General features: G+C 71.8%; 18 protein-coding genes. 10 read left to right on the top strand and 8 right to left on the bottom strand.

What is annotated here, in order from left to right; translation table 11 throughout:
• Nucleotides 1-80: 80 nt before the first annotated feature.
• The 6 genes from metX to ABD240_RS04445 all read right to left on the bottom strand — a co-directional run bounded on the left by metX (nt 81) and on the right by ABD240_RS04445 (nt 9,876).
• Nucleotides 81-1,130 (bottom strand): homoserine O-acetyltransferase MetX, encoded by a 1,050-nt coding sequence (gene metX, locus ABD240_RS04470; RefSeq protein ID WP_344335504.1) that lies wholly within the window; start codon nt 1,128-1,130, stop codon nt 81-83.
• Nucleotides 1,127-2,434 carry an O-acetylhomoserine aminocarboxypropyltransferase/cysteine synthase family protein gene (locus ABD240_RS04465; RefSeq protein WP_291795189.1) on the bottom strand — a complete coding sequence of 436 codons (1,308 nt, stop codon included), beginning with the start codon at nt 2,432-2,434 and terminating at the stop codon, nt 1,127-1,129. The genes metX and ABD240_RS04465 overlap by 4 nt, the downstream gene beginning before the upstream one ends.
• A 78-nt stretch (nt 2,435-2,512) precedes the next feature.
• Nucleotides 2,513-6,004 carry an error-prone DNA polymerase gene (locus ABD240_RS04460; protein ID WP_344335500.1) on the bottom strand — a complete coding sequence of 1,164 codons (3,492 nt, stop codon included), beginning with the start codon at nt 6,002-6,004 and terminating at the stop codon, nt 2,513-2,515.
• A gap of 16 nt (nt 6,005-6,020) precedes the next feature.
• Complete coding sequence (locus ABD240_RS04455; protein WP_344335497.1) at nt 6,021-7,640, bottom strand: DNA polymerase Y family protein; 1,620 nt, start codon at nt 7,638-7,640, stop codon at nt 6,021-6,023.
• A complete protein-coding gene (locus ABD240_RS04450; RefSeq protein ID WP_344335494.1) occupies nt 7,637-8,482 on the bottom strand; it encodes a porin in 846 nt (281 codons plus the stop codon). Before ABD240_RS04450 ends, ABD240_RS04455 begins: the two co-directional genes overlap by 4 nt.
• Before the next feature lie 44 nt (nt 8,483-8,526).
• Entirely contained in the window at nt 8,527-9,876 is a 1,350-nt protein-coding gene (locus tag ABD240_RS04445) for an NAD(P)/FAD-dependent oxidoreductase (RefSeq protein WP_344335491.1), read from the bottom strand.
• 104 nt (nt 9,877-9,980) lie between these two features.
• Between ABD240_RS04445 and ABD240_RS04440 the strand changes: the two genes are divergently transcribed.
• Together ABD240_RS04440 and ABD240_RS04435 are read left to right on the top strand one after the other, a co-directional pair.
• Nucleotides 9,981-10,451 (top strand): tRNA (cytidine(34)-2'-O)-methyltransferase, encoded by a 471-nt coding sequence (locus ABD240_RS04440; protein WP_291794249.1) that lies wholly within the window; start codon nt 9,981-9,983, stop codon nt 10,449-10,451.
• A 42-nt stretch (nt 10,452-10,493) separates the two neighbouring features.
• Nucleotides 10,494-11,357, top strand: a complete 864-nt coding sequence (locus ABD240_RS04435; protein ID WP_344335488.1) for a PfkB family carbohydrate kinase — start codon at nt 10,494-10,496, stop codon at nt 11,355-11,357.
• Nucleotides 11,358-11,541: 184 nt separating this feature from the next.
• Here the strand turns inward: ABD240_RS04435 and ABD240_RS04430 are convergent, their stop codons facing one another.
• Nucleotides 11,542-11,796, bottom strand: a complete 255-nt coding sequence (locus tag ABD240_RS04430) for a type B 50S ribosomal protein L31 (protein WP_291794253.1) — start codon at nt 11,794-11,796, stop codon at nt 11,542-11,544.
• Nucleotides 11,797-12,050: 254 nt separating this feature from the next.
• Here ABD240_RS04430 and ABD240_RS04425 point away from each other — a divergent pair, with 254 nt between their 5' ends.
• The 5 genes from ABD240_RS04425 (at nt 12,051) to ABD240_RS04405 (ending at nt 15,905) form a co-directional block, all read left to right on the top strand.
• A complete protein-coding gene (locus tag ABD240_RS04425; protein ID WP_344335484.1) occupies nt 12,051-12,632 on the top strand; it encodes a TetR/AcrR family transcriptional regulator in 582 nt (193 codons plus the stop codon).
• A 41-nt stretch (nt 12,633-12,673) separates the two neighbouring features.
• Nucleotides 12,674-13,357 (top strand): type 1 glutamine amidotransferase domain-containing protein, encoded by a 684-nt coding sequence (locus ABD240_RS04420; RefSeq protein WP_344335481.1) that lies wholly within the window; start codon nt 12,674-12,676, stop codon nt 13,355-13,357.
• A 105-nt stretch (nt 13,358-13,462) separates the two neighbouring features.
• Nucleotides 13,463-14,026, top strand: a complete 564-nt coding sequence (locus ABD240_RS04415) for a YbaK/EbsC family protein (RefSeq protein WP_291794260.1) — start codon at nt 13,463-13,465, stop codon at nt 14,024-14,026.
• Nucleotides 14,027-14,425: 399 nt separating this feature from the next.
• Nucleotides 14,426-15,001, top strand: coding sequence for a hypothetical protein (locus tag ABD240_RS04410; RefSeq protein ID WP_344335478.1), 576 nt, complete (start codon nt 14,426-14,428; stop codon nt 14,999-15,001).
• Nucleotides 15,002-15,554: 553 nt separating this feature from the next.
• On the top strand, nt 15,555-15,905 hold the full coding sequence (locus ABD240_RS04405) for a PKD domain-containing protein (RefSeq protein WP_291794264.1): 351 nt from the start codon (nt 15,555-15,557) through the stop codon (nt 15,903-15,905).
• A 10-nt stretch (nt 15,906-15,915) separates the two neighbouring features.
• Here ABD240_RS04405 and ABD240_RS04400 read toward each other — a convergent pair whose 3' ends face one another.
• Nucleotides 15,916-16,719: a phosphatase gene (locus ABD240_RS04400; protein ID WP_425546988.1), complete on the bottom strand. Its 804-nt coding sequence runs from the start codon at nt 16,717-16,719 to the stop codon at nt 15,916-15,918.
• Between the two features lie 256 nt (nt 16,720-16,975).
• On the opposite strand from ABD240_RS04400, the gene arsB reads away from it, so the two are divergent.
• The 3 genes from arsB to chrA are packed head-to-tail and all read left to right on the top strand — an operon-like array spanning nt 16,976 to nt 20,390.
• Entirely contained in the window at nt 16,976-18,121 is a 1,146-nt protein-coding gene (gene arsB / locus ABD240_RS04395) for an ACR3 family arsenite efflux transporter (RefSeq protein WP_344335621.1), read from the top strand.
• Nucleotides 18,118-19,170, top strand: a complete 1,053-nt coding sequence (locus tag ABD240_RS04390; RefSeq protein ID WP_344335475.1) for a metalloregulator ArsR/SmtB family transcription factor — start codon at nt 18,118-18,120, stop codon at nt 19,168-19,170. The genes arsB and ABD240_RS04390 overlap by 4 nt, the downstream gene beginning before the upstream one ends.
• Nucleotides 19,167-20,390 carry a chromate efflux transporter gene (gene chrA, locus ABD240_RS04385; RefSeq protein WP_344335472.1) on the top strand — a complete coding sequence of 408 codons (1,224 nt, stop codon included), beginning with the start codon at nt 19,167-19,169 and terminating at the stop codon, nt 20,388-20,390. The genes ABD240_RS04390 and chrA overlap by 4 nt, the downstream gene beginning before the upstream one ends.
• The last annotated feature ends 21 nt before the right edge of the window (nt 20,391-20,411 follow it).

Raw genomic sequence — 20,411 nt, 5'->3', positions numbered from 1 at the left:
GCAGCCGCCCACTTATGCGTGGGCGGCTGCAAGGATTCGGGGTGTGGGCGGTGCAAAGAGCCGAGGTCCATGCTCCGCAACTACTCGGCCAGGAACTCCCGGAAGAGCGCGCCGATCTGCTCCACCTCCGTGAGGAAGCCGTCGTGGCCGGCCCAGCTGGTGATCATGCGGCACGGCACGTCCCCGGGCAGGGCCTCGGCCAGCTGCCGCACGTGCTCCGGGGTGTAGAGACGGTCCGAACTCACCGCCGCGACGAGGAACTCCCCGCCGGCGCCGGCGAGTGCGGTGCGCAGATCCTGGCTACGGCCCCGGCGGACGTCGTGGTCCATGAGGGCCTGCGTGAGCACCGCGTAGGAGCCGGCGTCGAACCGGCGCTGCAGCTTGGCCGCCTGGTGGTCCAGGTAGCTCTGGATGGAGTAGTACCGCTCCCCCACGTGCTCCGCCGGCGCCGAGGTCGCCTGTTGCCGGGCACCGAACCTGTGGTTGAGCTCCGCATCCGCGCGGTACGTGAGGTGGGCGATCTGGCGCGCGATGCCGAGGCCGGCCACCGGGTCCGCCCGGATCGCCTGGAGCTGGATGTGGCCCCAGGCGATCTGGTCGGCCTCGGAGTGGGCCGGGGCCGCGACGACCCCGGTGCGCGCCACCCGCTCCGGTGCCATGAGCGCGGTCTCGAGCGCCCGGGCCCCGCCCATCGAACCCCCGAGGACCGCATACCAGCGGTCGATGCCCAGCCGGTCCGCCAGGCGCAGCTCCGCGGCCACGGTGTCGCGGATCGTGATGTGCGGGAAGCGGTCGCCGAAGGGCGAGCCGTCCGGTGCGAGGCTGGTGGGGCCGGTCGACCCGCTGCAGCCTCCCAGCACATTGGCGCACACGACGAAGAACCGATCGGTGTCCAGCGGGAGCCCCGGACCGATGAGCCCCGGCCACCACTCGTGCGCGTGGGAGTCCCCCGTGAGGGCGTGCTCGACGAGCACGGCGTTGTCCCCGCCGGGTGCGAGCGTGCCGTAGGTGTCGTAGGCGAGCGTGACCTCGTCCAGGACCTCGCCGCTCTCCAGCCGCAGCGCGCCCAGCGCTGCGCTGTGCTGCGCGTGGCCGGCCACCACCGCCGTGGGAGGCATGATCGCCGTCATGCAGTCTTCGCCGCGGCGAAGCCGAGCTCCAGGTCCGCGAGGATGTCGTCGATGCCCTCGAGGCCCACCGCCAGGCGCACGAAGGCGGGCCCGGCGCCCGCGGCGAGCTGTGCCTCCTCGGAGAGCTGGGAGTGCGTGGTCGAGGCCGGGTGGATGGCCAGCGAGCGGACGTCGCCGATGTTCGCCACGTAGGAGTGCAGCCGGAGCGCGTCGACGAACCTCACCGCCGCCTCGTAGCCGCCGGCGAGCGTGAAGCCGAGCACGGAGCCCGGCCCCTTGGGCGTGTACTTCTGCGCGAGTGCGTACGACGGGCTGGAGGGGTGCCCGGCGTACTGGATCGACTCGACCTGCGGGTGCCCGTCGAGGAACGCGAGCACCTTCTGCGTGTTCTCCACGTGGCGCTCCATGCGCAGGCTCAGCGTCTCGACGCCCTGGGCGATGAGGAAGGCGTTGAACGGCGAGGCCGCCGGACCCAGGTCGCGCAGCAGCTGCACGCGCAGCTTGAGGTGATAGGAGACGTTGGCGCCGAACGGCGAGTCCGCGCCCAGATCACGCGCGTAGACGAGGCCGTTGTAGGAGGCGTCCGGCTGGTTGAAGCCGGGGAAGCGCTCCGGGTACCGGCCGTAGTCGAAGCTGCCGGCGTCCACGACGACGCCGGCGATGGAGGTGCCGTGCCCGCCCAGGAACTTCGTGGCCGAGTGGATGACGACGTCCGCGCCGTGCTCGATGGGCCGCAGCAGGTAGGGGGTGGCGATGGTGTTGTCCACGATGAGCGGGACACCGGCCTCGTGCGCCACGGCGGCGACGGCGGCGATGTCGAGGACCTCCGAGCGCGGGTTGGCGATGGTCTCGCCGAACAGCGCCTTCGTGTTGTCCCGGATCGCGTCCTTCCACGCCTGCGGGTTCGCGGCGTCCGTGACGAACGTCGTCTCGATGCCCAGCTTGCGCAGGGTCACGTCCAGCAGGTTGTAGGTGCCGCCGTAGAGGCTGGCGCTCGCGACGATGTGGTCGCCTGCACCGGCGATGTTGGCGATCGCGAGGAACTCCGCGGACTGCCCGGAGGCCAGCAGCACGGCGCCCACGCCGCCCTCCAGCGCCGCGAGGCGCGCTTCCACCGTCTCATGCGTGGGGTTGCCGAGACGCGTGTAGATGGGACCCAGCTCTGCGAGCGCGAAGCGGTCCGCGGCGGTCTTCTGGCTGTCGAAGACGAAGGAGGTGGTCTGGTAGATGGGCAGGGCCCGGGCCCCGGTCTGCGCGTCCGGCTCCTGGCCCGCGTGGATCTGAAGCGTCTCGAAGGCTGTCATGGCACCATGGTGGTCCTCCGCGTGACCGGACGGGCTCGGGGTGTCATCTGTCGTCATGTGCGCTGCTGGACGTCGCGGCTACCGGAAGTCACGGGAGCGGACGTTCAGCTGCGTCCGGATGGGCGTGAGCCGGTCCGCGTAGAGGCTCACCACGACGGCGTCCGTGCTCTCCGCCGTCTCCGCACGCTGAATGATCCCGGTGACGGCGAGGACGTTCTTCGTCAGTGCGATCCGCCGGTAGCGGCGCAGCAGACCGGCCGTGCACACCACGTTGAGCATCCCCGCCTCATCCTCGAGGTTGAAGAAGGTCAGGCCCTCCGCCGTGGCCGGGCGCTGGCGGTGGGTGACGATCCCGGCGATCGTCACCCGGGTGCGGGGCTCGGCGGCGAGCGCGTCCGCCGTGGAGCCGTAGCCGCGGGCGGTGAGCTGCTCCCGCAGCACCTCGGTGGGATAGCCGTCCACCGTCACCCCGGTGGCCCAGAGCTGGGCGAGGGTGTCCTCGAAGGCGTCCATGTCGGGCAGGACGGGTGCGGAGACCGGGCCCGAGGTGCCGGGCAGGGTCGCGGGTGAGGCCCCGGCCTGCCCGCCCGCCACCCACAGCGCCCGTCTGCGGTCGAGGCCGAAGCAGCTCAGCGCGCCCGCCGTCGCGAGTCCCTCCAGGGCGGCCTTCCCCAGACCCGTGCGCTGGGCGAGATCCCCGGCGGAGGAGAACTCATCCTCCCCGCGGACCTCCACCACGGCCTCGGCGGCCTCCTTCCCCAGCCCGCGCACGGAGTCCAGGCCCAGCCGGATCGCGAAACCGCCCTCGGAATCCGGATCCCGCTCCAGGTCCGCCCGCGCCCCGGACCGGTTGACGCACACCGGCAGGACCCTCACCCCGTGGCGGCGGGCGTCGGCCAGCAGGGACTGCGGCGAGTAGAAGCCCATGGGCTGGGCGCGCAGCAGGCCCGCGGTGAAGGCGGCGTGGTGGTGCCGCTTGAGCCAGGCGGAGTGGTAGACGAGGTTGGCGAAGCTCATGGCGTGGGACTCCGGGAAGCCGTAGTCCGCGAAGGCGGCGATCTTGCGGAAGATCTCCTCCGCGACGTCCGCCGGCACACCCCGCTGGGCCGCGCCGGCGAGGAACCGGTCGCCCAGCCGGGCCATCGCCGCCTCGGAGCGCTTGGCGCCCATCGCGCGGCGCAGCTCGTCCGCGTCCCGGCCGGTGAAGCCGCCCACGTCCATCGACATCTGCATGAGCTGCTCCTGGAACAGCGGCACGCCCAGGGTCCGTTCGAGGCTGTTCTCCAGCAGCGGGTGGAGGTAGACGGGCGTCTCGTCACCCCGCCTGCGGCGGATGTAGGGGTGGACGGAGCCGCCCTGGATGGGCCCGGGGCGGATGAGGGCCACCTGGACGACGAGATCGTAGAACTCCTCCGGCCCCAGCCTGGGCAGCGTGGCGATCTGCGCGCGGGACTCCACCTGGAAGACGCCCACGGCGTCGCCGCGGCGCAGCATGGCGTAGGTGGCGGGATCGTCCGGCGGGATCTCCGCGCGGTCGATGCGCTCGCCCGTGTGCGCGGCCACGAGGTCGAGCATCTCGTGGAGGGCCGTGAGCATGCCCAGCCCCAGCAGGTCGAACTTCACCAGGCCCATCTCCGCGCAGTCGTCCTTGTCCCACTGGACGACGGTGCGGTCCGGCATGGTCGCCGGTTCGATGGGCACCACCTCCCCGATGGGCCGGTCCGCGAGGATCATCCCGCCGGAGTGGATGCCCATGTGCCGGGGCGTGTTCAGCAGATCGCGGGCGTATTCGAGGACGGTGGGCGGGATCTCCGTCTCCTCCGGCTCCGGCAGGCTCCGCCAGCGGTCCATCCCCTTGGAGAAGGCGTCCTGCTGGCCCGGCTCGTAGCCCAGGGCGGCCGCGGCGTCCCGCACGGCGGACCTGGCGCGGTAGGTGATGACATTGGCCACCTGTGCGGCGCGGTCGCGGCCGTAGAACTCGTAGACGTGCTGGATGACCTCCTCCCTGCGGCCGGACTCGATGTCGATGTCGATGTCCGGGTAGCCCTCGCGCTCCGGGGTGAGGAAGCGTTCGAAGACCAGGGTGTACTCCACCGCGTCCACCGCGGTGATCCCCAGGACGAAGCACACGGCGGAGTTCGCCGCGGAGCCCCGCCCCTGGCAGTAGATGTCCTCCCTGCGGCAGAACTCCGTGATGTGGTGGACGATGAGGAAGTAGCCGCAGAACCCCATCCGCTCGATGAGGTCCAGCTCCTCCTCGATCTGCGCCCAGGCGTCCGGGCGCTCACTGCGCGTGCCGTAGCGGCGGAGCGTGCCCTCCTCCACGAGGTCGCGCAGGTGCTGGGCCTCCGTCACGCCCGCGGCCGCCTTCTCCTCGGGGATGGGCGCATGGGGCAGGCCGGGCGCGGCGAGCCGGAGGCTGAAGGCGGTCTCGGCGGCGAGCGCGGCGGCGTTCTGCACGCTGATGCGGGGGAAGCGGGCGAGCATCTCCTCGCCGGAGCGGATGCGTGCGGCCGCCGTGGGCGGGAGCCAGCCGGTCATCTCCGCCAGCGGCCGGCGGGCGCGCACGGCCGCGCGGACGGCGGCGTCCCGGAACCGCGCGCGGGTGGCGTAGTGCACCGCGTTGGTGGCGACGGTCGGCAGCTGCGCACGTGCGGCGAGCTCCTCGAGGTGGCGGATGCGCCTGTCGTCGCCGGGCAGCCCCGCGTGGGTGAGCTCCACGACGAGGTTGTCCGGGCCCGCCGCGTCGCGGAGGCGGCGGAGGACGCTGAGGCCGCCGTCCGGGTCGTGCGGGTCCGTCAGCGCCCGGCCCAGTGCGCCCTTGCGGCAGCCCGTGAGCAGCTGCCACTGCCCGGACTCGCGCGTATGGGCCAGCAGCGCCTCCCGGTCGAACACCGGCCGGTTCTTCTCCCCCGCGAGGTGGGCCCGTGTGAGTGCGGCGGACAGGCTGCGATAGCCGTCCACCCCGCGGGCGAGGACGAGCAGGTGCTCCGCGGCGGGGTCGACCTGCCCGGGGATGCGCGCGGTGAGGCCGAGGGAGAGCTCCGCGCCGAACACGGTGGCGATGCCGTGTGCCGCGGCCGCCGCGGCGAACCGCGGTGCCCCGTAGAGGCCGTTGTGGTCCGTGAGCGCGATGCCGGTGAGCCCTGCCGCGGCCGCGGTCTCCACCAGCTCCTCCGGGTCCGAGGCGCCGTCGAGGAAGCTGAAGTCCGAGTGGACGTGGAGCTCCGCATAGGGCGCGCGGGCGGGCAACGGTGCGGGATGGGAGCGCGGCGCGGACGGGCGCGCGGAGCGGGTCTCCTCGCCGCCCGGCTCCGCACCGGCCGCCTCCGCGTCTCGTGCCGCGCGCAGCCGGGCGAGGCCGGGGACCGAGCCCAGCCCCAGGAGGCCGCCGCGCGCAGGGGGTGAGGCCTCGGGAGCGGACTCCCCGGCGGCCTCGGGCTCCCTGCCCGCGTAGCGGTCCGGCCGGGAGAACGCCGGTGCGTCCGAGCCGTTCGCTTCGCTCCGGTCCGCCTCACCCCAGGAGGCCAGCGCGTGCGAGAGCTCGGACCAGGGTGTGCGTGCGTTCATGCGTGCTCTCCCCCGTTCATGCGTATTCCCCCCGCAGCCGCCACCGGCCGTGCTCCCGCGCGAGGAGGTAGGCGCTGCCGTCCTCGCAGAGCACCTGCAGCCTGCTGAGGTAGCGGCGCTCCACAGGCTCCGGCCAGGCGATCTCCGCCGCCCAGACCTCGGAGTGGCCCACCACCCGCCGTGCGCCCACCCCGGGGATGCGCAGCAGCTCCGGGGCACTGTCCAGTCCGGACGGGCGGGCGACGACGTCACGGCCGCGGGCGTCGAGCAGCTCCACGGGCGTGCGGAGCACACGGGTGGGATGCGGACGGGGGACGGCTCCCGGCCAGGCCGCGGCCGGATCGCGCAGGGGCTGCGGGCGCTGCTGCCAGGGCGTCCAGAGGTCCGTCTCCTCGGGATCGCGTCCGCCCTGCAGCACGGGCACGCGCACCGCGTCCGGGCCGAAGAGCCCCTGGAGCCGCTCGAGGCTGTGCGTCACCGCGTCATCACCGGATCCCTCGCCGAACAGCGGCCGCGGCGCGGCCAGCGGTGCGGCGAGCTCCGCGGCGATGAGGGTGAGGAGCGCGATGCCCTCGTCCACGGCGGCGGCATCCCCGTCCACGCCGTCCCCCTCGGCTCTGCCCCCGGGCCCCTGCGTCCGCGACCCCGGTCTGCGCACGTTCGCCCGCCATCCCTCCGCCTGCCAGCGCACGCGGTCCGCGATCCGCGCCTCCTCCATCTCCTCGAGCCGCCAGGTGCGCGTGTTCTCCTCCCCCGCCGGCGTCTGCAGCCGGACCGTCACCTGCGTGCAGACGAGGCCGCGGGAGCGGACCGCGGCGAAGAGCTCCGCCGCGGCCGTGCGCGCCCGGAACGCGAGGACGTCCGTGCGCGGGGTGGGCGGGTCCAGTGCGGCCGCGGCGCACAGCTCGACGGTGCGGAGGTGTTCGGGCGGAGCGGGCGTCTCCTCCCCGCACGCCAGCCGGCGGCAGCGGAGCCCCAGCTCCCCGAAGCGCGTGCTCACGTCCTCTCCCGTGAGTGCGGCCAGGTCCCCCAGCGTCCGGAGACCCAGACGGACGAACACGCTGATGAGTGCGAGGAGCTCTTCCTCCTCGACGGTCTCGTCGAGGACGCGCAGAACCTCCAGCGCGCTGACGGGCAGCTCCGCGAGGAACGCCGGGGTGCCGCCCGGCTCCACCCGGTGACTGCGCTGGGCGGCCAGGAGCGCGGCCGGCACCGTGTCCGCGATCCCGGGCAGGAACTCCCAGCCGGAGTCCTGCGTGAGGCTCTCCAGCAGCACCTCCACCGCCGCGGCCTCGTCCGCATGGGCGTACCGCAGCGACTCCGCGGGCACTCCCACCGCACCCGCCCCCAGCACGGTGAAGCGGGCGACGGCGCCGGTGAGCACCTCCGTCACGGAGGCGAAGTGCCGGGCCTCCCGCTCCGGGTCCGCGGGGAAGAGGGAGAGGTCCGGACAGAGGCGGCGGGCCGCCCGGGCGCGCATCCCACGCTCCACCCCCAGCGCCCGTGCCTGCGCGGTCGCGGAGACGAGGCGCCCGGCGCGCAGCACGGCGACGGGTGCGGTGGGCGGGAGATCGGCCTCGATCGCGGCGGCGACGGCGAGCCAGTCCGGCACGACGAGGGCGAGGGTGCGGCTCACCTGCGCCCTCCCACCGAGAGGGGGCGGGACCGCGGAGCGGGTGAGGACGCGGTGCCGTCCCCCGCGAGCAGCCGCAGTCCGGCCTCCGGTGCGGCTGCCTCCGGCGCGGATGTCGCGGGCTCGGCGGCCGCCGCCTGACCGCGCTCCCCCGGGAGCACGATGCGGTGCTCACCCGTCCGGGCGCTGCGCAGGCGCAGGGTCCGCCGCAGGAGGTGGCCGAAGCCGTGCTCGAGGCCCTCCCAGGTCTCCTCGAGCACCTCGATGCGCTCGCCTCGGCCGCGGCCGGCCCCCTCCTCCTCCAGCAGGAGGAGTGTCGTCCCGCTCTCCCGGAGCCTGGCCTCGAGCCGGGAGCGCTCCGCGGCGGACGGGGAGAAGCCCGGCGCCGCGATGAGCACGGCGAAGGACCCCACCAGGACGGAGACCACGCGCAGCCAGTCCTGCGCCGGGACGTCCGCGCAGACGAAGCGGGACAGGTCCACGCCCAGGTCCGCGAGCGCGGACACGGCCGGCTCCCCCAATCCCACCCCGGCGCACCAGCCGCCCTCGGCCGTCACCGCTGCGCACGCGGCCAGGGCGAGGGAGAGGGTGGAGTGCCCGGTGAGGGCGACGGTCTCACCGCGGGGCAGGCCGCCCCGGGAGAAGAGGCCGGCGAGCGCGGGGAGCACGGGCCGGGGCCGCTCCTTCTCCAGCAGCGTCGTGGCGGTGGGGATCCCGAGCTGACGGCTGAGCCGGGCCGTGAGCGCGTGCGCGTCCCGCAGCGCAGCACCGGCTCCGGCCGGGGAGGCCTCTCCGGCCGCAGGGTTCTCCCCCGGACGGAGCGGGAGCACGGGCGCGACGGACATGCCTCAAGTATCGAACGCGTGTTCGAAATCGGCAAGCGCGCAGGTCAGCCCATGACGGTGCCGCTCGTCGCCGCGGGCGTCCGCAGGCGGGAGAAGATGCCCAGGCCGAGCGTGCCGCCGGTGAGCGGCAGCGGGACCCGGACGGGGTCCGCGTCGTGGTCGTGCCCGGACTCCACGGCCTCGATGAGGCAGGCCATGAGCTCGCCCACCATGGGCGCGTTCTTGAACTGGTTGCCGCTGGTGCCCACCGCCTGGTAGAAGCCGTCCGCGCTGCTGCGGTCGTAGACGGGCGTCCAGTCCGAGGCGACGTCATAGACGCCCACCACGCCGCGCGGGGCGTTGGGCACCGCGACCCCGCTCAGGCGCTTCGCCGCGCGCAGGACCTGAGCCTCGAACTGCGCGCCGCGCACGCGCATCTCCGCCTCCTCCGGGGAGCCCAGCCACTCGAGGGGGTCGCACTCCGGCTCCGCGCTGCCGATGAGCAGCTGGCCGCCGGCCTCGGGCCGCATGTAGGTGCCGATCCCGGCGTCCAGGAGGGCGGGGATGGGGCTGCCGTCCGGACGGCGCACGGTGGACTCCGCAGGCACCGTGTGCACCTCCTGCCGCAGCGGAGTGAGGCTCACGCCGTGGTCGCCGCCCACGCCGGCCATGGCGTTGATGCGGGAGGACCAGGGGCCGGCGGCGTTCACCACCACGTCCGCGCGCAGGGTGGTCCGGGTGCCGGTGCCGCCGGAGACGCCGCCGGCCGCCTCGGCCAGCTCGAGCTCCCAGCGGGGCGTGCCGGCCTCGCGGATGCCCACGACCTCGGCCCCGTAGCGGAACCGGGCACCTTCCCGCCGTGCGGCCCGGACGAAGTTCTCCGTGGCGAGCACGGGGTCGGAGATGTAGCCGCCGTCCGGGGTGTGCAGAGCGGTCACCGGCTGCGGCTCGTCCGCGAAGAAGGCCGGATCGTCCGTGCGCACGGGCGGGAAGAACCGGCGGGCGACGATGCCCGGGATCTCCCACTCCAGGTCCGCTGTCGTCCAGTCCTCGTACGGGATGCTGAGAGCGTCGAAGTCCATGCGGATGTCCGGGGGCAGCAGGCCGGGGACCTCGAGGACCGCCATGCCGGTGCGCACGAATCCCGCCACCGGCTCCTCGGCCGGTGCGCGCACGTGGGAGCGCAGGGAGGTCCACATGTGGGCGGATTCCCAGGCCAGGGCGATGGAGTCCCGGAGGGAGTAGGTGAAGCGGATGATCGCGCTGGTCGCCGCCGTGGAGCCCTGCGCCGGGCCCGAGGCCTTGTCCACCACTGTCACGCGCATGCCCCTGCGGGACAGGGCCAAAGCGATCGAGGCGCCCATCACCCCGCTGCCCACGACGACGGCCTCGGCGGCCTCCGTTCTCCCACTCATGTGCACTCCCTCTCTCGTTCTCTCCGCCGCCGCTCTGCCGCTGCGGTGTCGTCGCTGCGACCCCGTCGCTGCCGCGTCCACGCTACAGCTAGGCTGGGACAGCTATGAACGGCCTCGACATCGTCTTCCACACACCTGAGATCCCCGGCAACACCGGCAACGCCATCCGGCTGGCCGCGGTGACGGGGGCCCACCTGCACCTCGTCGAGCCGCTGGGCTTCGACCTGTCCGACGCGAAGCTGCGCCGGGCCGGCCTCGACTACCACGATCTCGCACACGTGACGATCCACCCGGACCTCGACCACCTGTGGGCGCAGCTGGGCGAGCGGCGGATCATCGCCTTCACCACGCACACGGAGGACAGCTTCGCGGACGTCGCCTACCGGCCCGGGGACGTGCTGCTGTTTGGCCGGGAGTCGACCGGACTGCCCGCGGAGGTCGTCGACGATGCGCACGTGGACCTGCGGGTGCGCATCCCCATGCTCCCCTCGCGGCGCTCGCTCAACCTCGCCAACTCCGCCTCCATCGCCGTCTACGAGGCCTGGCGGCAGAACGGCTACCCCGGCGGGAGCTGAGCTGCGCCGCTCCCAGTCCGTCCGAGGAAAGGACCCACACCCATGACCACAGCTTCCGTCCCGCGCGTGCTCACGATCGCCGGCTCCGACGTCTCCGGCGGCGCCGGCCTGGAGGCGGACCTCAAGATGTTCGACGAGTACGGGGCCTTCGGCGCGGCCGTCGTCACGTGCATCGTCACCTTCGACCCGGAGGCGGACTTCGTCCACGTCGTCAGCTTCCTGGAGACGGAGGAGATCGTCCGTCAGCTCGAGTCGACGATGCGGATCCACGAGTTCTCCGCGCTCAAGTCCGGGATGCTCGGCTCCGTGGACTCCGCGCTGGAGCTCGCCAGGCGCCTGCGCGTGCAACGGGAGCTCGCAGAGCCGCTCCCCTACGTGTTCGATCCCGTGCTGGTGTGCAAGGGCAGCGGGACCATGGTGGACCTCACGGACCTCTTCGTGGAGAACCTCGTCCCCCTCGCCACCGTCATCACGCCCAACCTCGAGGAGGCGGCGACGCTCACGGGGATGGAGCCGCTGACCTCCGTCGAGGACATGATCAAGGCCGCACGCCGGCTGCACGCGATGGGCGCGGAGAACGTGGTCATCAAGGGCGGCGCGCGCCTGGCCGGTGAGGACGCCGTGGACGTGCTGCTGGAGGGCGACAGCGAGCGGATCAGCGTCCTCACCTCCCGCAAGACCCACAACAAGCTGGTCAACGGGGCCGGGTGCTCCTTCGCCTCCTCCATCGCTGCGGGCCTGGCGACGGGGCTCACCGTGGCCGAGGCCGTGCGCACCGCCAAGGAGAAGGTCGCCCACGCGATCGCGGCCTCGCTGCCCAATGCGATAGGCGTGGACTCGCTCTTCCACCCCGCCGCCCGCGTGCGGCCGCACCCGGACGTGGCCGTCAGCGTCGAGGTGCGCTGAGGGCCTCGGCGCTCAGCCGCGCGAAGACACCCGCTTCTCTCCTATACACCCGCGTATTCACGCGAACAAACGGGTGTCTAGGAGAGAAGCGGGTGCGCACCCCGCCTGAATGCACTGAGGGCCCGGTGCTCCGGAGGTGAGTCCAGAGCGCCGGGCCCTCAGCGAAGGCTGTCCGGAAGGACGATCAGCGCTTGCCGAAGCCCTTGTAGCGATCCTTGAAGCGCTCCACACGGCCGGCGGAGTCCATGATGCGCTGCTTGCCCGTGTAGAACGGGTGCGAGGCGGAGGAGATCTCGACGTCGATGACGGGGTACGTGTTGCCGTCCTCCCACTCGATCGTCTTCTCGCTCGTGCGGGTGGACCGCGTGAGGAACTTGGTGCCGGACGCCAGGTCGTTGAAGACGACCGGGCCGTACTCCGGGTGGATGTCCTTCTTCATGTTCTGTCCTTTGCTGTGAATTCTCCTCAGGCGCCTGGTGCGGAGACGCGTTCCGCCCGCCAGTGCCCGAATTCCCACTCAGCCCACGCGGACATGGAGGTCCTGATCGTGTGATCGCGCGCGGGCCGACTGACGACTATACCAGCTCAGGGACACCCTCCTCGCCGCGAGGCGTGTGTGGCGCTGCGCCGCATCCGTGTTTACACTGAACACATCGAAGAGGGCCCAGCGAGGCCGGGAAGGCCGGTGACGAGGTGTCGGGAACGGGAACGAAGCGGGAGACGTACCACCACGGTGCCCTCCGGTCCGCACTGCTCGATGCGGCCTCGGCGATGCTCGAGGCCGGGGAGGCCTTCTCCCTGCGGGCCGTCGCACGCCGGGCCGGCGTCTCGCAGACGGCACCGTACCGGCACTTCGCGGACCGCGAGGCGCTCGAGGCGGCGCTCGCGGTGCGTGGATTCCATGAGCTGCGTCGGTGCCTCTCGCCGGACGGCGCCGCGGCGGACTCGACGGAGGAGCTCATCGGGTTCGCCGTCGCCTACGTGCGGTTCGCGCTCGACCGTCCCGCACTGTTCACGCTGATGTTCGGGCAGGAGTGCGACGATCAGGACGACGAGCGCGTCCGCGCGGCCGGGGAGCTGCGCGGACTGCTCACGGACTCGGTGCGCGGAGCCTTTCCCGCCGCGGATGCGGAGGCTCTCGCCACGACGCTGTGGGCGCTCACGCACGGGCTCGCGTTCCTCCACCTCGACGGCAAGCTCCCGGCGGGCACCGCGGAGCAGGTCGAGGCGCGCGTACGCGGGTCGTTCGCCACCCTGCGCGCTCTCGCGGAGTGACTTCACGGGCAGGCGATCCACAGAGCAAGGAGACCACGCACATGTCCACTCGAGTCCTGCACGTCGTCACCAACGTGGGGCATTACGACGACCCCGCCCATCCGACCGGGCTCTGGCTCTCCGAGCTCACGCATGCCTGGCAGGTGTTCGAGGACCACGGGTTCTCGCAGGACCTCGTGAGTCCGGCGGGCGGCCGCTCCCCGCTGGAGCCGCGCTCGCTGAAGCTCCCCAACTGCGACAGGAGCACTCGCGCCTGGCAGGCCAGCTCCGAGAGGACGGCACTGCTCGAGCACACGGCGAGCCCCGAGGAGATCGATCCCGTACGCTACGACGCGATCTTCTTCACCGGCGGGCACGCTGTCATGTACGACTTCCCGGACAGCGAGGGGCTGCAGCGGATCACGCGGGAGATCTTCGAGCGCGGCGGCATCGTCTCCTCGGTGTGCCACGGATACTGCGGCCTGCTCAACACCCGCCTCTCCGACGGCTCCCACCTGCTCGCCGGACGCAGGATGACGGGCTTCTCCTGGCGGGAGGAGGAGCTGGCGAAGGTCGCGGAGCTCGTTCCCTACAATGCCGAGGAGGAGGCGCGGAGGCGCGGGGCCCTCTACGAGAAGGCGCGCCTGCCGTTCGTCTCCCACACGGTGACGGACGGCACCCTCGTCACCGGCCAGAACCCCGGCTCCGCGAAGGCGACGGCGAGGAGGGTCGCAGCGCTCCTGTGAGGTGCGCATCCCCCGGGGCGGCACGGGAGAGGGTGGACCTGAGCCCCGTACCGACTGACGGACCCCTCGCCCGCGTGGGCGAAACCGCTTGTACGCTCGGATGACATGAGTCTCCTTCCCGCACATGTGACCACCGTTCCTCTCGCCGAGGCCGCGCAGTCCCGCCCCCAGCTCCTCGGCGCCTCCGTCGCGCGGGCGGCGGCCTCCGCGCCCGATTTCACGGGCCGGGCCGAGGTCTTCGAGATCGACCCGGAGCTCGCCGACACCGCCGCGCTCATGGAGGCGTTCTCCCTGCCCGCCGAGGCCTCCGCCAACTGCGTGGTGGTGGCCGGCACGCGCGGCGAGAACGAGCAGATCGCCGCATGCGTGGTGCTCGCCTCCACCCGGGCGGATGTGAACAGGCGCATCCGGAAGCTGCTGGACGCCCGCAAGGCCTCGTTCCTCTCGATGGACCGTGCCGTGGAGGAGTCCGGCATGGAGTACGGCGGGATCGGGCCCATCGGCCTCCCGGAGGGGTGGAGGCTGCTGCTCGATTCCCGTGTGGTGGAGCAGGAGGCCGTGGTGATCGGCTCAGGCATCCGCGGCTCCAAGATCATCCTCCCCGGAGCCGCTCTTGCCCGGATCCCCGGCGCAGATGTCATCGAGGACCTGGCCGTCGAGGCCGGCTGAGGCTCCTTCGGCCCCCGCCGCGGACTGCTTCACCGTCGCTGCGGTTTCACTGCTGTTTCGCCGAGACGACAGGCCTGCGGTGTGCCCCGGAGCGAGCGAACCGGCAGCACTCTTATAAGCGGGAACCTCTGGACTTCCGTCCACAGGTTCCCGCTTCCGCCTTTCCGGCCGCGCGAGAACGCACTAGTTTCGCAAGGGATGGTGCGATCTTCACAGTGTGGTGAGGAGCGGCGATGGGGTGTGGTTGGGGTGGATGGGAAGGCTGACGAACGCGGACGCGAGCCCAGTGGGAACGGGCGCGCACGGCACGGATGCTCGCAGCATGGAAGTGCGCGAGAGCACGCATGGCAGAGGCCTCGCAGCAGGACGCGCTCCGGGCGCGTGAGTGCGACCGGCTCCGTGACCGCAGCGCTCGCAACAGTCCTGCTGCTCACCGCCTGCGGAGGCGACCCCGAGGCTCCTGCCACAGTAGGCCCCACCGCAGGAGCTGACCCGGAGCCCACCTACGAGCCGACGATCCCTCCATACACAAGCGCCGTTGAGCTTTCCAGCGAAGATCGCGAACAGATTGACGAGCTGCTACTACTCATAGACGAGTGGGTTGAATATGCGTCAGGGACCACCGACTATCACCTCGCGGGATTTGAGTCCCTCACACCTCGGCTATCTGCCGATTTCGCAAAGAAGCACCAGGATTCACTGAACGCGGAAAGTGAGGCCCAAGCCACAACCCGCGGAACCATATCTATCAAAAACTCCCTGGTTGGCCTATACAACGAGGGCTCGGATGCCCAGATATGGACGTGTGTAGATTACACCAACTATAAATGGATGCGCAAGAATGAAAGCTCAACAGAAGAAGTAGACAAAGAGGATTCCGAACGCCTATTTATACACTCTGCAGACCTGAGGGCAAGTGACTGGGTTCTCACCAAAGAAGAATATTATGAGTCGAACTGCGATGAAATTCTTTGACCCCGGCCTTCATTATTTTCGCACAACTATTATAACGATAATTGCACTGTTTTTACCCTCTCCATTACTACCTGCCACGGGTACAACAGCATTGGCTTTAGCATCACGGGAGTGCACAATTCGCGACAGTCGCGTCGACTGCCAGAGGGACCAGCCTGGAGGCAAGCCACCTCCGCCCCCGCAGCGGCCCGACCGGCCTGATCGTGGTGGAGGCGGCGGTGGGGGCAACCACGGCGACGGCGGAGGAGGCGGCAACGGTGGCGGAGGGGGTGGGAGTCGCCCGCCGGAACGACCTCGCGCTCCGCAGTATCCGGATCACGGTCCGCGCTGTGACTTCGGTGCGCCGTGCGGAGCGCCCCGCCCGGAGATCCCGGCCCCGCAGCCTCGGCCGCCGCAGCAGCCTGGGCCCGGTCCGGCACCGGAGCCTGCGCCTCCGCCCATCCCCGACGAATCGGATTTCGCCTCCTTCCCCATTCCGCCGTCCGTCCCTCACGCGCTTCCGCGGGACTGGACCGTCTCCGGGAAGGAGACCGCCTTCTGGGCGGACGCCGGGGTGAAGGTCTTCGACGCCGAACTCCTGGGCTTCCCGCTGCAGGTGCGGGCCACACCGGTCGAGTTCCTCTGGGACTTCGGCGATGGCTCGGGAGACCGGTCGAAGAGCCCGGGGCGCGAGCCCAGACGTCCGGCGGACGGCAGCATCACGCACACCTACACGGAGAAGGGCGAGTACTCCGTCACTCTCACCACTGTCTACACCGGAGAATTCAGCTACGGCACGGGCTGGAGCCCCATCCCGGGCACCGCCGCGGTCCCCAGCGACCCGCTCCCCATGACGGTGTACCGCTACCACAAGTACCGCGTGGGTGAGGACTGCCGGGCAGCACCCCACGGCCCCGACTGCTGAACAGGGGCATTCACCGCAGGAGGTAGTCGATCATCGGCTGATAGAGCTGCGGCACCACGTCGTCATCCAGCGGCACCGTCACCTCCAGCTGGCCCTGCGCCTCGGCGACGAAGAGTGCCGGGTCGTTGCAGTCCGCATAGCCCACGGTTCGCAGCCCTGCTGCCCCGGCGGCGCCGGCCCAGCCGTGGTCGGCGACCACGAGGTCCGGCCGGGGCGCGCCGGCGGCGTCGAGTGCCGCCAGCAGCGCCTGCATGGGTTCGGCCAGATGCGTGTGCGGCACTCCCCCGTGCTGATGCCACACGTGCACCAGGCCCAGCCGGCGGACGTCACCGCCGGTGGGCTCCGGCACGGGCAGGCGCAGGGTGGCGGGGTCGGCGGTGAAGGCCTCGGCGGTGATCACCTGCGCCCCACGCGCCTGTGCCCACTCGGCCACGGCCTGGTGCACCGGCAGCAGGCCGGCGGGATGCCCGGAGGCGAAGAGGATCCGCCCCGCGGCCTCCACCGTCTCCTGCAGGACCGCGCGCATGCGGTCGAGCGCCGCGATGCAGAGCTCCGCGGAGATCGTGTCCACACCCTCAGTGAAGGCCGGGTCCGGCCGCAGGCCCGCACGCTCCACCATGAGCGCAAAGACGGAGGCGTAGTCCCAGTCGCGCTCCAGCGGCACACCGAAGTCGAACTGCCGCTCCTGTGCGAGGAAGCGGTGGATGTGCGAGAGGTTGTTCTCCCGCGGCGTCCCCACCTCGCCCGTGATGCGCGCGGCATCGAGGTGGGCGGCCAGCTGGGTGCGAAGGACCGATTCGGACTGCAGGGTCACGCATGCTCCTCGGGTGTCGTGTGCATCGGCGTCGTGTGCATCATCCTGGCCGGCGTCCGTCAGGGAGGGCCCGCCCGCAGGCAGGGCCCCACGGGCGGGAGACGATGGCGACAGACGTCGCTCAGCTTATCCGGGCCCGCCCCATCCCTTTCAGCCGCTCTCCCGCCTTGCCCATTGATTAGAGATCCATCAATATAGAAACATGTCGAATCAGACCGGCCTCCCGCCGGCCACTCCGCCCGCGACCGCGCCCACCATGCGCCCCCTGTCCGCTCTCGACCGCTGGCTCCCCGCCTGGATCGGCCTCGCGATGGTGGCCGGCCTACTGCTGGGCCGCCTCGTTCCCGGCATCGCCCCGCTCCTGTCGCGCCTGGAGCTCGGCGGGATCTCCGTACCCATCGCCCTCGGCCTGCTCATGATGATGTATCCGGTCCTGGCGAAGGTCCGCTACGACAGGATCGCCGCGGTGACCGGGGACACGAGGCTCCTCCTCTCCTCGCTGCTGCTCAACTGGGTCGCCGGACCTGCCGTGATGTTCGCCCTCGCATGGCTGTTCCTCCCCGATCTGCCGGAGTACCGCACAGGTCTCATCATCGTGGGTCTGGCGCGGTGCATCGCGATGGTGGTGATCTGGAACGACCTCGCCTGCGGCGACCGGGAGGCCACGGCGGTCCTCGTCGCGCTCAACTCGATCTTCCAGGTGCTCGCGTTCTCCCTGCTCGGCTGGTTCTACCTCACCGTCCTGCCGGGGTGGCTCGGCCTCGATACGCAGGGGTTCGAGGTCTCCGTCGGCCAGATCGCCCTCAACGTCCTCGTGTTCCTGGGTGTGCCCCTGGTCGCAGGCTTCGTCTCCCAGCTGATCGGAGAGCGCCGCCGAGGCCGGGACTGGTACGAGCGCACCTTCGTCCCCCGCGTGGGTCCCTGGGCCCTGTACGGCCTGCTGTTCACCATCGTCATGCTGTTCGCCCTCCAGGGCGAGGCGATCACGCGAAGACCGCTCGACGTCGCCCGGATCGCGCTCCCGCTGCTCGTCTACTTCGCCCTCATGTGGTGTGCCGGCCTCCTGCTCGGCCGGGTCCTCGGCCTGGGCTACGCGCGGTCCGCCTCACTGGCCTTCACCGCTGCCGGCAACAACTTCGAGCTCGCCATCGCGGTGGCGATCGGCACGTTCGGCGCGACCTCCGGACAGGCGCTGGCGGGAGTGGTGGGACCCCTCATCGAAGTTCCCGTGCTCGTGGGGCTGGTCTACGTCTCCCTGTGGGCTGCGCGCACCGTGTTCCGCACCGAGCCGCGGCCGCTCCCCGGAGAGCCCTCGCGCTCCCCTGTCCGGGAGCGGGACACCGCGGCCCAGCAGGACGTGATGCAGGAACAGACCGCCGTGCAGGGTCAGGACCGCGCATGAACGGCGGTCCTGCGGAGGAGACCTGCACTCCCGTCGTCACACACGCGATCGGCACCGAGCACGCGACCGCGCTCGCCGGGGTGCTCAAGGCGCTGGCGGATCCGCTCCGCCTGCGGATGCTCTCGGCACTCGCGGCCGATCCCCGAGGCGAAGCCTGCGTCTGCGACCTCGCCGGACTCGCCGAGGTCTCCCAGCCCACCGTCTCCCACCACCTCAGGGTCCTCAGGGACGTGGGAGTGCTCACCTCCGAACGCCGCGGCACCTGGGTCTGGTACCGGATCGACGCGAGCCGGCGCTCTGCCGTGACCGCCCTCCTCGACGCCTTCGCGCCCGCGACGCTCCTGGAGCAGACCGCTGCCGGGGCGGGCGCGGACCCGGAGGACGGCCCAGGGCCGGACCTGGACGCGCAGGTGACCCTGCTGGCGCAGAGGCTCGCCGTCCGCACCTCGGCGCTGTCTGCCGAGCTCGTGACCGGAACGGTGAGGGACTCCTTCGCAGCGCTCGCCCGCACAGGGCGCGTCTCCGCGGATCTGCTGCCGCTCACGGCGGCCTTCGCCGAACAGCGCCTGGCCGACCTGGTGCGTGACCGCACACGCGCGAACCACCCGGCACGGAGCGAACCGGAAGGGACCGCACCGCGGCCGCAGCTGCTGTTCGTGTGCACGGCGAACGCCGGGCGCTCGCAGCTCGCCGCGGCGCTCGCCCATCATCTCTCCCAGGGGTCCGTGATCGCACGCTCCGCCGGTGCCGCGCCGGCGGCACGGGTGCATCCGCCCGTCCGGGCGCTGCTCGACGAGCTGGTCGGCGACGAGCACCCGGTCTTCCCCAAGCCGCTCACGGATGAGGCGGTCCGCGCCGCCGATGTGGTGGTGACGCTGGGGTGCGGCGACGTCTGCCCGGTCGTCCCCGGCGTCCGCTACGAGGACTGGGCCGTCGGCAACCCGGCGCTGGCCTCGGCGGAGGGGGTCGCCGCCATCCGCGACGACCTCGAGGCCCGGGTCCGCGTGCTCCTCGCCTCCCTGCACTCCGGGCAGGAGGAGACCGGATGAGGAGCGCGCAGGCGGGCCCGAGGCGGTCCGCGTGGGAGGTGTTCCGCGTGTTCCTCGTGCTCGGCCTCACCTCCTTCGGCGGACCGGTCGCGCACCTCGGCTACTTCCGCTCCGCACTCGTCGAGCGGCGGAAGTGGCTGGGAGACCGGGAGTACGCGGAACTCGTGGCACTGTGCCAGTTCCTGCCCGGGCCGGCCTCCAGCCAGGTGGGGTTCGCCCTGGGTCTGCACCGTGCGGGGTTCCACGGAGCACTCGCCGCGTTCGCCGCGTTCACACTGCCCTCGGCGGTTCTCCTCGTCGCCTTCGCCTCCGGCGCGGCGGTGTTCTCCGGGCCCGTGGGCGAGGGGCTGCTCACGGGGCTGACGATCGTCGCGGTCGCAATCGTCGCGCAGGCCGTGCTGGGCATGGCGCGCACCCTCGCCCCGGATCGGCAGCGCGCCGCCATCGCCGCCGCCGCTGCGGTCGCGGCCCTGCTGCTGCCCGGTTCCGCGGGGCAGATCACCGCCCTCGTGCTCGGGGCGCTCGCGGGGTGCCTGTTCTGCCGCACGCAGGGCGAGCCCGCCGCGGCCGCACCGCACGCTGCTGTGCGGCTCAGTCCTGTGCGCCGCAGCCTCGGGATCGCGTGCCTGTCCCTCTTCGCCGTCCTCCTGCTGGGCACTCCCCTGCTCGTGCTCGTCACCGGCTCCGGCGCGCTCGCCCTGTTCGAGGCCTTCTATCGCGCCGGCTCCCTCGTGTTCGGCGGCGGGCATGTGGTCCTGCCCCTGCTGCAGGCGGGCACGGTGGAGACCGGATGGGTGACCGGGCAGGAGTTCCTCACCGGGTACGGAGCGGCGCAGGCCGTCCCCGGCCCGCTATTCACGGTGGCGGCCTTCCTCGGTGCCGTCTCTGCGACGGGGCCGGGCGGCATGCTCGGTGCCGGGATCGCACTGCTGGCGATCTTCCTCCCCGGATTCCTCCTCCTCGTGGGCGTCCTTCCCTTCTGGGAGGCGCTGCGCCGAAGGGTGTGGGCGCAGGCAGTCATGCGGGGCGCGAACGCAGCGGTGGTGGGGATCCTCGCCGCCGCCCTGTACATGCCGGTCTTCACCACCGCGATCACGGGGCCGGGCGCCTTCAGCCTCGCAGTGATCTGCTTCGTCCTGCTGATCGCCTGGAAGCTCCCGCCGTGGGCCGTCGTCCTCGCAGGGGCCGCAGGCGGCCTCGTCCTCGAACTCCTCGCCTGAGGAGATCAGTTCCCCGTTCGG

Origin of the sequence: Brevibacterium salitolerans, from assembly GCF_039531405.1 — a bacterium.
Taxonomy (GTDB): Bacteria; Actinomycetota; Actinomycetes; order Actinomycetales; family Brevibacteriaceae; genus Brevibacterium; species Brevibacterium salitolerans.
Note: the sequence above shows the minus strand (reverse complement) of the source record. Positions and strands in the feature narration are given on the sequence as shown.

Coding starts and splice junctions, on each gene's coding strand:
- ABD240_RS04445 (WP_344335491.1), bottom strand. CDS start 9,876: ATGAGTGGGAGAACGGAGGCCGCCGAGGCCGTCGTCGTGGGCAGCGGG.
- arsB (WP_344335621.1), top strand. CDS start 16,976: ATGCGCCCCCTGTCCGCTCTCGACCGCTGGCTCCCCGCCTGGATCGGC.
- ABD240_RS04450 (WP_344335494.1), bottom strand. CDS start 8,482: ATGTCCGTCGCGCCCGTGCTCCCGCTCCGTCCGGGGGAGAACCCTGCG.
- ABD240_RS04440 (WP_291794249.1), top strand. CDS start 9,981: ATGAACGGCCTCGACATCGTCTTCCACACACCTGAGATCCCCGGCAAC.
- ABD240_RS04390 (WP_344335475.1), top strand. CDS start 18,118: ATGAACGGCGGTCCTGCGGAGGAGACCTGCACTCCCGTCGTCACACAC.
- ABD240_RS04435 (WP_344335488.1), top strand. CDS start 10,494: ATGACCACAGCTTCCGTCCCGCGCGTGCTCACGATCGCCGGCTCCGAC.
- ABD240_RS04430 (WP_291794253.1), bottom strand. CDS start 11,796: ATGAAGAAGGACATCCACCCGGAGTACGGCCCGGTCGTCTTCAACGAC.
- ABD240_RS04460 (WP_344335500.1), bottom strand. CDS start 6,004: ATGAACGCACGCACACCCTGGTCCGAGCTCTCGCACGCGCTGGCCTCC.
- ABD240_RS04415 (WP_291794260.1), top strand. CDS start 13,463: ATGAGTCTCCTTCCCGCACATGTGACCACCGTTCCTCTCGCCGAGGCC.
- ABD240_RS04465 (WP_291795189.1), bottom strand. CDS start 2,434: ATGACAGCCTTCGAGACGCTTCAGATCCACGCGGGCCAGGAGCCGGAC.
- ABD240_RS04420 (WP_344335481.1), top strand. CDS start 12,674: ATGTCCACTCGAGTCCTGCACGTCGTCACCAACGTGGGGCATTACGAC.
- chrA (WP_344335472.1), top strand. CDS start 19,167: ATGAGGAGCGCGCAGGCGGGCCCGAGGCGGTCCGCGTGGGAGGTGTTC.
- metX (WP_344335504.1), bottom strand. CDS start 1,130: ATGACGGCGATCATGCCTCCCACGGCGGTGGTGGCCGGCCACGCGCAG.